The sequence below is a fragment of the Nocardioides cynanchi genome (assembly GCF_008761635.1).
GTDB lineage: Bacteria > Actinomycetota > Actinomycetes > Propionibacteriales > Nocardioidaceae > Nocardioides > Nocardioides cynanchi.
Window position 1 is genome coordinate 2034610 of sequence record NZ_CP044344.1, and the last position, 13586, is coordinate 2048195.

A 13586-nucleotide genomic window follows, 5' to 3' on the forward strand; every position below is an offset into this window, starting at 1 on the left:
GTGGCCCGTCAGTCTAGCGAGGAGGGGTGCCCGAACCGGGAATCGAGCGCATGCCCCGGGCGTCCCGTACGGCGCGGATCACGTTGCTCGCCTCGGCGCGTCCTCCCCGGACCGGACTGATCGCGACCACGGCGGCGGCGATCGCCCAGGGCTTCGCCCGCACCAGCCGGCTCTCGCCGTACCGGAAGTGGACCGCGAACATGTTGCGGTACATGTAGTAGCCCTTCCAGCCGGAGAGGTCGTGCTGCTGGCTGAAGTCCAGCTGCCGCACCAGGACCGCGTCGCGGATCGCCCAGATCCGGTAGCCGGCGCGACGCGCCCGCACCGCGAAGTCGACGTCGTCGTAGAAGATGAAGAACGACGAGTCCGGCAGCCCGATCGTGGCCACCACCTCACGTCGGAACAGCGGGCCCTCGAACGCGATGTTGTGCAGCTCCACCCGCTCCGGCATCGCGTCGCGGTCGCCGAAGTCGGTCTCCACGGTGCTCCGCTTCGGGTGGACCGCCCAGGCCCGGGTGAGGTCGAAGTCGGTGGCCGCCTTCTCGACCAGGTGCCCGTGGGTGTCCTCGCGGACCGCCATCACGAACGCCTCGTCCTGCGCCATCAGCTCGGCGAGGCAGTCCGGCGCGGGTACGACGTCGTCGTCCATCAGCCAGATCCGGTCGAAGCCCTGGTCGAAGGCAGCCGCGACGCCGGCCCGGAAGCCCCCGGCGCCGCCGGTGTTCTCCTCGAGGTGGATGCGCTGGAGGTGCAGGCCACGGTGGGCGTCGAGCACCGCGCGGGTGTGGTCCTCGCTGGCGTTGTCGACCACGATCACCGAGTCGGGCTCGTGGGTCTGGGCGGCGAGCCCGTCGAGGGTCCGGCCCAGCAGGTCGGCGCGGTTGTGGGTCACGACCACGACGGCAACGGTCTCGCCGTCTCGGTGGTCGAGCGGAGTCGAGACCACGTCGTCGCCGCTCATCCCAGGAACCGCCGATGCCCGGTGAAGTCGCCACGCCGGGCCGCGCGCCAGGCCTCGATGCTGAGCCGGAGCCGGGCCGGGTCGCGGCGGGTGAAGGTGTAGAACCACAGGGTCTTGGCGACGAACGCGGCGGCGTGGGCCCGGCCGCCGTACTCCCGGAGGTTGAGCAGGTTGTTGCGGGCCATGCAGTAGTGCTTGAGGTCGCTCGGGGTGTCGTTGTACGTCGTGCGCCCGAACGCCATCCGGGTCCCCAGCGCGCCGACCGCGGGGTGCCGCACCCGCGCGTCGACGACGGTGCCCGTACGTGCGCCGGCGCGCCGCGCCCGCCAGAGGTACTCCACGTCGTCGCCCCAGATGAAGAACTCCGAGCGCGGCAACCCGATCCGCTCGACGAGCTCACGGGTCAAGAGAACCCCGTTGAAGGGGATCACCACGTCGGCGATCAGGCCCTCCCGGGCGGCGCCCTGTGCGCCCGTGAGGGCGTGCACCGCCGTGCTGGTGCCGGGCAGGCGGATCGGGAACACCAGCCGGCTCGCGTCGTCCTCGTCGACGACCACCGGGCCCCAGAAGTCGAGGCTTCCCGCGCGCTCGAGCAGGAGCTCCAGGCAGTCGGGGTCGGGGAGACCGTCGTCGTCCATCAGCCAGACCAGGTCGGCCCCACGTTCGAGCGCCCAGCCGAGCCCGTCGTGGAACCCACCCGCGCCGCCGATGTTCTCCGGCAGACGGCGCACGTGGACCGGCACGCCGCTCCCCTCCCGGTCGCGCAACCACTGCGCCGTACCGTCCGACGACGCGTTGTCGACGACCAGGATCTCGTCGAGCCCCGCGGTCTCCGCGAGGCGCCCGATCAGCCGCTGGAGGAGCTCGAGCCGGTTGAAGGTCACCACCACCGCGGCGATACGGCGGTCGGCGGAGCTCACCCGCACGACCCTAGTGGGCCGCCCCGCGGCTCAGACCAGCCAGGACGCGTAGAAGGTCCCGAGACCGACTGCCACGCAGATCCCGGCGATGATCCAGAACCGGATCACGACCGTGACCTCGTCCCAGCCCAGGTGCTCGAAGTGGTGGTGGATGGGGGCGATCCGGAAGATCCGGCGGCCGCGTCCGGTCACCCGCCGGGTCAGCTTGAAGTAGCCGCTCTGGAGCATCACCGACAAGGTCTCGATCACGAACAACCCCGCGACCACCGCCATCAGCAGCTCGGTCCGGGACATGATCGCCAGCCCGGCCAGGGCGCCCCCGAGCGCCAGGGACCCGACGTCGCCCATGATGATCCTGGCCGGCTTCGCGTTCCACCAGAGGAAGCCGATGCAGGCTGCGCAGATGGCCGCCGAGAGCACCGCGAGGTCGAGCGGATCGCGCACCTCGTAGCACTGGGACGCCACCACCGTGGGCCGGGAGGATCCGCACCGCTGGTTGTTCTGCCAGATGTTCACGATCGTGTAGGCACCGAAGATCATCGCGGACGTGCCGGCGAGCAGCCCGTCGGCCCCGTCGGTGAGGTTGGCGCCGTTCGAGGTGGCGGTGACGATCAGCCAGATCAGCAGCAGCACCACCACCAGCGGCAGGTGGATCCCCCAGTCGCGGGTCGTCGAGAGGTACGACGACGCCGGCCGGACGCCGCCCGCGTCGGCGAAGCAGCGCTCCGCCACGATCCCGAACCCGACCGCGACCAGGGCCTGGCCGACCAGCTTGGCTCGACCGCTCAGCCCCTGGTTGTTCTGGGTGTAGACCTTGATGTAGTCGTCCAGGAAGCCCACGGCTCCGCAGCCGAAGAAGAGCAGGAGAGCGAGCCAGGCGCTGGCGCTCGGCAGGCCACCGGTCGCGAGCGTCGCGGCCAGGTAGGCCGTGGTCGCACTCACCAGGATGACGAGTCCACCCATGGTCGGCGTACCACGCTTGACGTGGTGGGTGGTCGGGCCGTCGTCCCTGATCGGCTGGCCGAACCCGTGCCGGACGAACCAACCGATGGCGGCCCGCGTTCCCAGCAGCGAGAACAGCACGGCCAGCCCGCCGCTCAGCAGGATCGCGCGCATACAGGTGAGCCCTTCTCGGCCGTCCGGATGGTCAATCCCTTCGCAGCGTGAGGGACCCGTCTCCCCTCATTGTCGGACGAGGGACCCCGACAACCGGCGGCGGCTCACCGGCCGCGCCGCGGACTAGTCTGGCCGGCGATGCGGATCCTGTTCACGTTCATCGGTGGTCTCGGGCACTTCCTCCCGATGGAGCCGGTGGCTCGCGCCGCGGGGGCGGCGCGACACGAGGTTGCCGTCGCCTGCTCGGGCGGCGTCGTCGCCAGGGTCGAGGCAGCGGGCTTCCGCGCGCTGGCGACCAGTCCCCCGCGCCCCACCGGATCCCGGCCGCGCGACCTGACGCCCCTCCCTCCGGTCGACGCCCACGCCGCCGAGGTCGAGTTCGCCGAGAACTTCGCGGGCAAGGGCGCCCGCCGGCACGCCGGCGCCGTCCGGGAGCACCTGGGCGGATGGCGGCCGGACCTCGTCGTGCGTGACGAGGCCGACTTCGGGTCCGCGGTCGCCGCCGAGGTGCTCGGGGTCCCGGTCGCGACCGTGCTGGTCCTGGCGTCGGGCATGCTGATCCGGCCGGAGCTCGTCGCGGAGCCGTTGGCAGCCGTGCGGGCCGAGCACGGGCTCGCGCCGGACCCCGATCTGTCGATGCTCACCCGGGGCCTGCTGCTCTCGCCGTTCCCCCTCTCGTTCCGCAGCCCGGACTCACCCGTCGCTCTCCCGGAGCCGACGTTCGCCTTCCGCGGCGGTGACCTCGGCACCGGACCGCCACGCCGGGCTCGCGACGCGACCAGGCGGGTGTACGTGACCCTCGGGACCGTCTTCAACTCCGGCTCGGGTGACCTCTTCGAGCGCCTGCTCGCGGGCCTGGCCGGCGTCGACGCGGAGATCGTGGTGACGGTGGGCCGCGACGTCGACCCGGCCGACTTCGGGCCTCAGCCACCGCACCTGCGGGTCGAGAGGTTCGTCCCCCAGGCCGACCTGCTCCCCGACTCCGACCTCGTCGTCTCCCACGGCGGCTCGGGGACGCTGATGGCGACCCTGGCTCACGGCCTGCCGTCGCTCCTCCTGCCGCTCGGCGCCGACCAGCCGCACAACGCAGCGCGGGCCCGGGAGCTCGGGCTGGCCCGCACCCTGGACGCCGCCACGGCCACTCCCGACGAGATCCGGCGGGGCGTCGAGGACGCGCTCCACGACCAGGCGGCCGCCCGACGCGCCCGAGCAGTCGCCGACGAGATCAGCTCCCTGCCCGGCGTCGAGCGGGTGACGCCGCTGCTGGAGGCGTTCGCCGGCGCCGGATGAGCTGCGGCCGGCACCTCCTCAGAGGTGCTGGACCTTGATCGGGGACTGGCGACCCTGCGGGAACGAGCAGGCGTCGCCCCAGCTCGGTACGACGTTGTGGTTGCAGCCGACCCAGCCGGTCTCGTAGCGGACCGCCGAGCCGTTCACCCGCACGTCGAGCTCCTCGTCGGCGGCCGAGAGACCGTCGATCCGGTAGTAGCCCGCAGAGCCGCTCTTGTCCTGGCCGAGCAGGTTGTCGGTGTTGATCTCGAAGACCTTGACCGTGACGCCCTTGACCGGGTTCCCGGTCGCCGGGTTGATCAGCCGGCCGCCGAAGAACCCCGACAGCTTCGAGGCTCCCGGACGGCTGACCGCGGCATGCGTCGGCGACTGGAGCGACAGGGTCGTCAGCGCCAGCAGCAGGAGGCCGGTCAGCAGCGCGGCCAGCGGCCGCTTCGTCGTGATGTGCACCCGTCGAGGATAGGGAGGTACGACGCGTCGTGTGCGGCGTTCGGGCGAATCGGCCTCCCGCTCAACCCGACGCCCTCCTCGTGGACCGCAGGCGCGACCGGACCGCGCGCCGGGTGACCGGCCCGAGGTCGTTGACGACGTCCACGACGACGGCGAGGCGCTCCAGCGACTCCAGGGCCCGCGCGGTCGACGCCGGGTCGACGTCCTCATACAGCTGGAGTCCGATGAACGCCGCGCTCAGGGCCCGGGTCAGCCCTGGGCCGTCGACGATCTCCGCGAGCGGGCTGTCGGCGAGGAGCCGCTCGAGCACCGGCTCGAGCGTGGCCGCCCAGACGTCCATCGCGTAGCGGGCGGCCCGCGCCAGCACCGGGTCGTGAGCGGCACCGGACATCAGCTGCGCCATCATCGCGACGTTCCCGCTGGCACGCTCCCGGCGGTCGAGGGCACGGCCGACGTCGAGCAGCCCGGTCAACGAGGTGACCTCGTCGAGCTCCCGGCGGTACGAGCCGGCGGCCTCGTCCACGGCCAGGCCGCAGGCAGCCTCGACCAGCTCGCTGACGGTGCCGAAGTGGTAGAAGACCAGCGCCTGGTTCACACCGGCCCGGGCCGCGATGCTGCGCGCCGACGCGGCCGCTGCGCCGTCCTCGCGTACGGCGGTCGCAGCGGCCGCCAGGAGTCGCGCCCGGGTGTCGTTCACGGCAGTGCATGCAGCCGCGGCAGCACCGCGACCCCCGCCGCCAGGGTCGCCAGCACCAGCCCGCTGACCCCGCCCAGCACCCCGGCCTCGACCGCCGCGACCAGGACGGTCGGCGGATACCCGAGCCCGATCACCAGGCCCGTGACGACACCCGCCGAGGCGCCGAGCAGACCACCCCAGGCGAGGAACCTGGCGAGCGTCTCCACCGCCCAGTGGTCGCCGGGCCGACCATCCGGGCGGGGCCCGACCCCGAAGGCGATCACGGGTCCGAGGGCACCCGCGACCACCGCGCCGGCCAGGACCAGGGCCACCTCAGGTGTCCCGGGGACGTCGTACGCCCCCGAGCAGAGCGGGAGCACGACCGAGCCGACAGCCCCTGCCACCAGACCGCTGCCCAGCCGGGCGGCCCACCTCGAGCGGGTGACCCTGGCCAGACCGCCCAGCGCCAGCCCGACCGCGACCCCGGTGAGGCAGCCCAGGACGGCGCCCCACGCGGCACCGAAGAAGGTGCCCACGACCGGCCAGTCGACGGTGCCGGCGGCGCCGCCGAGCACGCCGCCCAGCCCGGTCATCAGCACCAGCGCGGAGCGGAGACTCGCCCTCATCGCCATCACCTCCGGGCTTTTGAGCAGTCGCTCAAATACCACGCTAGCACGTCCGGTACGCCGTCCCTGGTGCCGCGGGACAGGATGGGGGCGTGAGCATCGCCACCGAGACCCCGATCGCCGTCCTCGACGGCGGCCTCTCGACCGCGCTGGAGCAACAGGGCGCCGACCTCCGCGGAGCCCTGTGGACCGCGCGCCTCCTCGGGACGGCTCCCGAGCAGCTGGCCCGGGCCCATCGCGCGTACTACGACGCCGGGGCCGTGGTGGCGACCACGGCCAGCTACCAGGCCAGCGTCGAGGGCCTGGTCGCCGCGGGGTACGACGTCGCGGAGGCCCGGCGGCTGATCTCCCTGAGCGTCACGGTTGCCCGCGACGTCCGCGACGAGCTGGCCGACACTCGTCCCGGCCTCCTGGTCGCAGCCTCGGTCGGTCCGTACGGCGCGCACCTCGCCGACGGCTCGGAGTACCGCGGCCGGTACGGCGTACCGGCCGCGCGGCTGCGGGACTTCCACGCCCCGCGGCTCGAGCTGCTCGCGGCCGCGGGACCCGACCTGTTCGCCGTCGAGACCATCCCCGACGCCGCCGAGGCCGAGGTGCTCGTGCCCCTGCTCGACCAGCTCGGCGTGCCCGCGTGGTTCAGCTACTCCGTGCGTGACGGCACCACCAGCGCCGGCCAGCCGCTGGCCGAGGCCTACGCGGTGCTCGGCGGCAGCAGCAGCCTCGTGGCCGCGGGCGTGAACTGCTCCGAGCAGACCGACGTCTTGGGCGCCGTGCGCGCCGCCGTCGCGGCGACCGGCCTGCCGGCGGTCGCCTACCCCAACCGGGGCGGCCGGTGGGACGCCGAGACGAAGACCTGGCAGTACGCGGGGCCCCTCGACCTCGCGCTGGTGGACGGCTGGGTCGCTGCCGGCGTGCGGTACGTGGGTGGCTGCTGCGGCACCGGCCCGGCCGACATCGCCGACCTGGCGGCTCGGGTGGCCGGGATGTCCTCCGGGGAGGGTTGCCGTTCGTCCACGAGGTGACGGCGTCGCCCGACGCCGCGACCAGGAGGACGCACATGCTCCAGCCACACCCCACGACCACCGGGAGACCCGTGGTGCTGCAGATCTCCGCACTGTCGGTCGACGGTCGCATCTGCGAGTCCGGCAGCGAGTTCGAGCGCTGGGCGGACCCGATCGTCGATCCCGAGCGGGACGCCTGGATGGTCGACTCGCTGTGGCGGGCCGGCGTCCACATCATGGGCGGCACGACGTTCCAGGACATGTCCGACTGGTGGCCGAGCTCCACGGGCGTCTTCGCCGAGGTGATGAACAGCATTCCCAAGGTGGGCTTCTCGTCGACCCTGACCGAGCCCACCTGGGCGGACTCGCGGATCGTCAGCGGCGACCTCGGCCAGGAGATCCGGGAGCTCAAGGCCACCGGCGACGGCGAGATCATCGCCCACGGCGGCGCCGTCTTCGCCCGGGCTCTGGCGGCGGCCGACCTCGTCGACGAGTACCGACTGGTCGTCTACCCCTTCGCCGCCGCCCGCGGCGCGGCGTTGTTCGAGGCGGTCTCCCCCGGCCGCCCGCTGCACTTGCACTCGTGCACGCCGTTCCCGTCGGGGTGCGTCGCGATGGTCTACCGGCGATGAGCACCTACATCGTGATGATCTACGGCGACGAGGGCGTCTGGGAGGCGTGGAGCGAGGAGCAGGGTCGGGCCAACGCCGCGGCCCACGGGGCGTTCAACGCCCGGCACGGCGCGGCCGTGGTGGGCGGCCACGAGCTCGACCGGTCGTGGCGAGGACGCTCGATCCGTGCCGACACCGAGGGCCGGGTCCAGGTCACCGACGGAGCGTTCCTGCCCGGGTCGACGGTGCTCGGCGGCTACTACCTGATCGAGGCCGACGACCTGGAGCACGCCGTCCGGATCGCCGCCGACCTCCCGGAGGCGTCGGCGCCGTCGAGCGGCGTGGAGGTCCGCCCCATCGCCGCACCCTGAGGCGACGTCAGCAGACCGCGCCCAGGTTGCTCGCGTCGTTCGCCGCGTAGCCGGAGTTCATGGAGCCGATCGAGCCGCCGGTCACCGTCGTCGGCAGCCGCTTCCGGTGGTGGTGCGCTGCCGGCGGCCGGGTCGAGGCGGCGATGGCCTGGGCGACCTTGCGCCGGATCAGGGGGATGTCGGGGTTGCCGGTGTCGATCATCGGCGGCACCAGCGAGAGGGTGGAGACCGGCTGGGCCTTCGCCTTCAGGGCCAGCTGCATGAACCGGTCTACCTCGCTCGGTGGGATGTCGGTCGACACCATGGCCGAGGACGCCTTCGCGATCTTCTCGAAGTTGGTGAGCACGGTCTTCGGGCTGATCTGGTGGAGCATCGCGTTCATCACGCACTTCTGGCGCGCCATCCGGGAGTAGTCGTCGGATGAGTCCCGCGAGCGGGCGAACCACAGGGTGTCGAAGCCGTCGAGCTTGCGGACCCCGGGCTGGATGTAGCCGGTCACGTCGGCGCCGAGGCCGCCGACCGGGATCGGCTGCCGCACGTTGAGGGTGACCCCACCGACCGCGTCGACGAGCCCGCGGAAGCCGGCCAGGTTGACCATCGCCCAGTAGTTGATCTTCAGGCCGGTGATGCCCTCGATCGCCGAGATGGTGCCGTTCATGCCGGGGTTCTTGACGCCCTTGAACAGCGAGGTGTGGTCACCGACCCAGGTCGGGATGCCGTTCAGCTCGCAGTTGGGGTAGCCGCAGTTGAAGCCGTGCGGCCACGCCTTGTGCATGATCGAGCCTTTGGCGAACGGGAAGTCGGTCATGTTGCGCGGCAGCCCGATCAGCACGGACTTGCCGGTGGCCGCGTCGATGCTGGCCACGGTCATCGAGTCGGTGCGCATCCCCCAGCGGCCCGCCCCGGAGTCGCCGCCGACCAGCAGCACGTTGAAGCGGCCCGCGTGCGAGCCGGTCACCGTGTCGCCGGCGAACAGCGTCAGCACGAACGTCCGCTGGACGCCGACCAGATGGGCGCCGAACAGCAGCGCTCCGGCGACCGAGAAGCACAGCACGCCGTTCACCCCGACGACGGTCCGTCGGTGGTTCAGCGACAGCGTCAGCGGCTGGCCGAGCCGCCAGGCGTCCACGAACAGGGCGGCCCACCCGACGGCCAGCAGCATCAGCCCGAGCCGCAGGTAACCCAGCGCGGTGGTGTTGAACACCAGCCAGAAGGCGTACTCGTGCCACACGGCAGCCAGCACGAGGCTGCCCAGCGCCGCCACCAGGACGGCGGCCCAGATCCGGGTCGCGATCCGGCCGACCCGACGGTTGCCCGCGATCAGCTGGGCCGAGCCGGGGACGACCAGCGTCATCACCATCAGCATCAGCGCACGGCGGTAGCGCACACCGGCAGCGCGGTCGTCGGCGGTGGCCCGGTCGAGCGTGGACTCGAGCCGGCCCGGGGAAGTGGGCAGCCCCATGTGAGGTGTCCTTCGGTGCTGGGGAAGTAGCCTCGCCAGTATCACCAGCCACATCGGCCACAGGGCGGTACGACGCGCCGAATCCGGAGGTTTGGGTCGTGGCCGGTAATCTGCGCTCATGTCCGACGACTGGCTGTTCGGCGGCCGATCGGGCGGCTCCCCCGGCTCCGGGTCCGACGAGCGATCGGGAGCGGACGCCGACGCGACCCGCGCCGTACCCCGTGAGCCCGGCCCCGACGAGACCCGGGTGATGCCGACGATGCCGCGCACCCAGCCCACCGGGGCCTCCCGCCCACAGCCGCCGCGGCCGGTCCCGCCACCACCCAGGACCACCGCGGCGGGGACCGGGTCCACGAGCACCGCAGGCACGTCCGGAAGCAGGTTCGGCCGGATCGGACGGCCCCACTTCAAGCTGCGCTACCTCTGGCTCCTGCTCGTGCTGTGGCTGGTCTACCTGATCGCCGTCCCGTTCTTCGCGTGGTCGAAGGCCGACAAGATCAACGCCTTCCCGGCCGGCCATCGGCCCGCGGACCAGTCCGGCACCAACTACCTGCTCGTCGGCAGCGACTCACGCGCCGGGCTGACCGCCGCGCAGCGCAAGGCGTTGCACACCGGCAACGCCTCGGGCCAGCGCACCGACACGATCGTGCTGGTGCACACCGGCAGCGGACCGACGCTGACGATGTCGATCCCCCGTGACTCCAACGTGCCGGTGCCCGGTCACGGCACCACCAAGATCAACGCCGCCTTCGCCTACGGCGGCCCCAAGCTGCTGGTCCAGACCGTCGAGCAGGACACCGGCATCCACATCGACCACTACGTCGAGATCGGGCTGGGCGGCTTCGTCAACATCGTCGACTCCGTCGGCGGCATCACCATCTGCCCGAGCCACAACATGAACGACAAGCTGGCCAACCTGCACGTGAAGAAGGGCTGCCAGCACGCCGCCGGCCCGGTCGCGCTGGCGTATGCCCGCTCGCGGCACGCGGACCCCAAGCTCGGTGACATCGCCCGGGGCGGCCAGCAGCGCGAGGTGATGGCGGCGGTCGGCCACAAGGCGCTGTCGCCGTGGACGGTGGTCAACCCGTTCCGCTACTGGAACCTCTGGACCTCCGCCACCGACAACCTCACCGTCGACGACACCATGGGAGTCGTCGCGATGGGCCACTTCGGCTGGGCGATGACCCACTCCGACCTGACCTGCCCGGTGCCGATCAGCAACCTCGCGGTCACCTGGGACCCGACCCGGTCCAAGCAGATGTTCCACGACATCATCACCGACGACACCTCGGCGATCGGCAAGACGCTCTGCACGAAGTCCGGCCTGCCGGTCTCGGGCGGCTAGCCCCGCTGGTCGCTGATCCGCCTCGCCTTGCCCAGCGAGCGCTCCAGGCTGTGGGGGGCCACCACCTCGACCCGGGCGGTCACGCCGACCCGGGTCTTGATCCGCTCGGCGAGCTCGTTCCCGAGGCGGCCCGTCTCCTCGGCGCCGGGCTCACCCACCGACTCGACCCGCACCGTGAGCTCGTCGAGGTTGCCGGGCCGGGTCAGCACGCAGACGTAGTGCGGGGTCAGCCCGGCCATCGCCAGGATCTGCTCCTCCACCTGGGTCGGGAAGACGTTCACCCCGCGCACGATCATCATGTCGTCGGTACGGCCGGTGACCTTCTGCATCCGCCGGAAGGCCGGGTACGCCGTACCCGGGAGCAGGCGGGTCAGGTCGCGGGTGCGGTATCGGATCACCGGCATCGCCTGCTTGGTCAGGCTGGTGACGACCAGCTCGCCCTCCTCGCCGTCGGGCACCGGCTCGAGGGTGAGGGGGTCCACGATCTCGGGCAGGAAGTGGTCCTCCCAGACGTGCAGGCCGTCCTGCGTCTCCGCCGCCTCCTGACTGACCCCGGGCCCCATCACCTCGCTGAGGCCGTAGACGTCGACCGCCTTCAGCCGGGTCCTCGCCTCGACGGCGTGCCGCATCTCGTCGGTCCACGGCTCGGCCCCGAAGATCCCGACCTCGAGGCTGGTCTCGCGGGGGTCGACCCCCTGCGCCTCGAGCTCGTCGAGGATGCTCAGGAAGTACGACGGCGTCACCATGATCACCCGCGGCTCGAGATCCACGATCAGCTGCGCCTGCCGCTCGGTCATGCCACCACTGACCGGCACCACCGTGCAGCCCAGCCGCTCCGCGCCGTAGTGGGCGCCGAGGCCGCCGGTGAACAGCCCGTAGCCGTAGGCGACGTGGACGATGTCGCCCGGCCGGCCCCCGGCGGCCCGGATCGACCGGGCCATCAGCTCCGACCAGGTGTCGAGGTCGTCCGCGGTGTAGCCGACCACGGTGGGCTTGCCCGTCGTACCGCTGCTGGCGTGGATCCGGTTCACCTGCTCTCGCGGCACCGCGAACATGCCGTACGGGTAGTTGTCCCGCAGGTCGGCCTTGGTGGTGAACGGGAAGTGCCGCAGGTCGGACAGTGACGTCAGGTCGTCGTGGTGCACGCCGGCCGCGTCGAAGGACCGCCTGTAGTGCGGCACGTGGGCGTAGACCCGCCGCAGGGTGTCGCGCAGGCTGCCCAGCTGGTGCGCCTCGAGCTCGTCGCGGGTCAGCTCCGGGATCTCACCGCTCATGCAGGGAGACTAGATCGCCCGCATCCGGTTGTTGCGCGCCGCGTGCTCGACCTCGGCCAGGCCCAGCGCCTCGAGCACCGGCGGGACGTAGCTGCCGAAGCGTCCCCGCAGGCCCTTCTTCAGGCCGTACCAGCCGCCGACCGGGTTGGCGGCCGACCGACCCCAGGCCTCGACGGTGTCGGGCTTGGCCTCCTTCTGCTCGTCCGCGTTGCCGAGCAGCACCCAGTCGCCGCGCTCGGCGAGCATCGCGTGCAGGTCGTCGATGCACGACAGGTGGTAGCGCAGCTGCGTCGTGCCGACCTGGACCACGAGCGCGGGGGGCTCGGCGTCCGGGTCGCGGTAGGCCTCGTACTCCGACGTTCCGGGCGGCGTCGCCAGCACCCACGGGTCCTCGCGCGTTCCCGCACCCTCGACCTCGACCGCCATCACCGACCTCCTCCCGGCCGGGCTCCCTACCCGTCCGGGAGACACGCTACGACCAATTCCTGACATCTCTTGTCAGGATGCTTCGAACCCCCGATGCTGGGCCGGTGCGCGCCGGCCGACTGCTCAGCCTGGTCTCGATCCTGGGTCGCGAGGGTCGTACGACGGTGGCCGAGCTCGCTCGGCGGCTCGAGGTCAGCGAGCGGACGATCCTGCGCGACCTGGAGGTGCTCTCGGGCTCGGGCGTGCCCGTCCGGGCCACGCGCGGGGTGGGCGGCGGCGTCGAGCTGATCGAGGGCTACCAACCGGCCCTGCCGGGCCACGGGCTCCGCGGCGGTCCGCGTCGTGCCGGCACGGCCCGGATGACGGTCCGGATCAGCGACGAGGGCCGGCGGACGGCCGCGATCCTCGGCCACCTCCAGCCGCTCCGGCCGAGACCGGAGCCGCCGGAGGCGGACGGCTGGCTCACCGCGACCTGCCGGATGCGGTCGATGGAGACGATGGCCGTCGAGGTGCTCGCGCTGGGGCCCGAGGTCGAGGTGATCGCGCCACCGGAGCTCCGTGAGCTGGTCGCGGGCCTCAGCCGGAGCACCGCCCGGCTCTATCGCTGACCCGGCTCCGGTACGTCGAAGAGCGTGCCGTCGATCTCCCGGCTGTGCCCCACGAAGACGGCGACGACCTCGTCGCCCACGGTGACCAGCACGTCGTACACCCCGTCGCGGCCGTCGCGCTCGCGCTCGGTCGCGGTGGCGACCAGCCGGTCACCGAGCCTTGTCGGACGCCGGAACCGGATCTCGGCGCCGGCCGCGACGGTGGCCCGGTTGTAGGAGTTGCAGGCGAAGGCGAAGGCGCTGTCGGCGAGGGTGAAGGTGAGCCCACCGTGGCCGATCGCGTGCCCGTTGACCATGTCGTCGCGCAGGATCATCGACACGGTCGCGGTGCCCGGACCGATGCTGTCGAGGGTCATCCCGAGCCCCTGGCTGGCCCGGTCCCCGGCCCACATCGCCTCGGCGCTGCGGCGGGCGGTGTCGTCGGGCGTCACGGCAGCAGGCTAGCTCCG

General features: G+C 72.2%; 16 protein-coding genes. 6 read left to right on the forward strand and 10 right to left on the reverse strand.

All coding sequences use genetic code 11. The features are described 5' to 3' along the window. Nucleotides 1-13 precede the first annotated feature (13 nt). Genes E3N83_RS09915 through mraY form a run of 3 tightly spaced genes read right to left on the reverse strand, consistent with a single transcriptional unit; the run spans nucleotide 14 to nucleotide 2997 of the window. Nucleotides 14-961, reverse strand: a complete 948-nt coding sequence (locus E3N83_RS09915; RefSeq protein ID WP_151083112.1) for a glycosyltransferase family 2 protein — start codon at nucleotides 959-961, stop codon at nucleotides 14-16. Further along, nucleotides 958-1881, reverse strand: coding sequence for a glycosyltransferase family 2 protein (locus tag E3N83_RS09920; RefSeq protein ID WP_151083113.1), 924 nt, complete (start codon nucleotides 1879-1881; stop codon nucleotides 958-960). The genes E3N83_RS09915 and E3N83_RS09920 overlap by 4 nt, the downstream gene beginning before the upstream one ends. Nucleotides 1882-1911: 30 nt before the next feature. Beyond that, nucleotides 1912-2997: a phospho-N-acetylmuramoyl-pentapeptide-transferase gene (gene mraY / locus E3N83_RS09925; RefSeq protein ID WP_151083114.1), complete on the reverse strand. Its 1086-nt coding sequence runs from the start codon at nucleotides 2995-2997 to the stop codon at nucleotides 1912-1914. Between the two features lie 138 nt (nucleotides 2998-3135). Here mraY and E3N83_RS09930 point away from each other — a divergent pair, with 138 nt between their 5' ends. After that, complete coding sequence (locus tag E3N83_RS09930) at nucleotides 3136-4287, forward strand: glycosyltransferase (protein ID WP_151083115.1); 1152 nt, start codon at nucleotides 3136-3138, stop codon at nucleotides 4285-4287. 18 nt (nucleotides 4288-4305) lie between these two features. Here E3N83_RS09930 and E3N83_RS09935 read toward each other — a convergent pair whose 3' ends face one another. The 3 genes from E3N83_RS09935 to E3N83_RS09945 form a co-directional block, all read right to left on the reverse strand. Further along, nucleotides 4306-4737 carry a peptidase associated/transthyretin-like domain-containing protein gene (locus E3N83_RS09935; RefSeq protein ID WP_151083116.1) on the reverse strand — a complete coding sequence of 144 codons (432 nt, stop codon included), beginning with the start codon at nucleotides 4735-4737 and terminating at the stop codon, nucleotides 4306-4308. 61 nt (nucleotides 4738-4798) lie between these two features. Next, on the reverse strand, nucleotides 4799-5434 hold the full coding sequence (locus E3N83_RS09940) for a TetR family transcriptional regulator (RefSeq protein WP_151083117.1): 636 nt from the start codon (nucleotides 5432-5434) through the stop codon (nucleotides 4799-4801). After that, nucleotides 5431-6039 (reverse strand): hypothetical protein, encoded by a 609-nt coding sequence (locus E3N83_RS09945; protein WP_151083118.1) that lies wholly within the window; start codon nucleotides 6037-6039, stop codon nucleotides 5431-5433. Before E3N83_RS09945 ends, E3N83_RS09940 begins: the two co-directional genes overlap by 4 nt. Nucleotides 6040-6131: 92 nt before the next feature. Between E3N83_RS09945 and mmuM the strand changes: the two genes are divergently transcribed. From mmuM to E3N83_RS09960, 3 genes are read left to right on the forward strand one after another with little or no spacing between them, the layout of a single operon-like run. Then, a complete protein-coding gene (gene mmuM / locus E3N83_RS09950) occupies nucleotides 6132-7061 on the forward strand; it encodes a homocysteine S-methyltransferase (protein WP_238342850.1) in 930 nt (309 codons plus the stop codon). A gap of 35 nt (nucleotides 7062-7096) precedes the next feature. Then, nucleotides 7097-7672, forward strand: coding sequence for a dihydrofolate reductase family protein (locus E3N83_RS09955; protein ID WP_151083119.1), 576 nt, complete (start codon nucleotides 7097-7099; stop codon nucleotides 7670-7672). After that, nucleotides 7669-8022 carry a YciI family protein gene (locus tag E3N83_RS09960; RefSeq protein ID WP_151083120.1) on the forward strand — a complete coding sequence of 118 codons (354 nt, stop codon included), beginning with the start codon at nucleotides 7669-7671 and terminating at the stop codon, nucleotides 8020-8022. Before E3N83_RS09955 ends, E3N83_RS09960 begins: the two co-directional genes overlap by 4 nt. 7 nt (nucleotides 8023-8029) lie before the next feature. Here the strand turns inward: E3N83_RS09960 and E3N83_RS09965 are convergent, their stop codons facing one another. Further along, nucleotides 8030-9484 carry an LCP family protein gene (locus E3N83_RS09965; protein WP_151083121.1) on the reverse strand — a complete coding sequence of 485 codons (1455 nt, stop codon included), beginning with the start codon at nucleotides 9482-9484 and terminating at the stop codon, nucleotides 8030-8032. 118 nt (nucleotides 9485-9602) lie between these two features. Here E3N83_RS09965 and E3N83_RS09970 point away from each other — a divergent pair, with 118 nt between their 5' ends. Then, complete coding sequence (locus E3N83_RS09970; RefSeq protein ID WP_151083122.1) at nucleotides 9603-10829, forward strand: LCP family protein; 1227 nt, start codon at nucleotides 9603-9605, stop codon at nucleotides 10827-10829. Here the strand turns inward: E3N83_RS09970 and paaK are convergent. Both paaK and E3N83_RS09980 read right to left on the reverse strand, forming a co-directional pair. After that, nucleotides 10826-12103: a phenylacetate--CoA ligase PaaK gene (paaK, locus tag E3N83_RS09975; RefSeq protein ID WP_151083123.1), complete on the reverse strand. Its 1278-nt coding sequence runs from the start codon at nucleotides 12101-12103 to the stop codon at nucleotides 10826-10828. The two genes, E3N83_RS09970 and paaK, sit on opposite strands and share 4 nt — an antisense overlap. Before the next feature lie 9 nt (nucleotides 12104-12112). Next, nucleotides 12113-12529, reverse strand: a complete 417-nt coding sequence (locus E3N83_RS09980; RefSeq protein WP_151083124.1) for a DUF6855 family protein — start codon at nucleotides 12527-12529, stop codon at nucleotides 12113-12115. A gap of 104 nt (nucleotides 12530-12633) precedes the next feature. Between E3N83_RS09980 and E3N83_RS09985 the strand changes: the two genes are divergently transcribed. Next, the gene (locus E3N83_RS09985; RefSeq protein ID WP_151083125.1) at nucleotides 12634-13137 is read left to right on the forward strand and encodes a WCX domain-containing protein; all 504 of its coding nucleotides are present in this window, start codon (nucleotides 12634-12636) and stop codon (nucleotides 13135-13137) included. Here E3N83_RS09985 and paaI read toward each other — a convergent pair. Further along, the gene (gene paaI, locus E3N83_RS09990) at nucleotides 13128-13568 is read right to left on the reverse strand and encodes a hydroxyphenylacetyl-CoA thioesterase PaaI (protein ID WP_238342851.1); all 441 of its coding nucleotides are present in this window, start codon (nucleotides 13566-13568) and stop codon (nucleotides 13128-13130) included. The two genes, E3N83_RS09985 and paaI, sit on opposite strands and share 10 nt — an antisense overlap. Nucleotides 13569-13586: the final 18 nt, after the last annotated feature.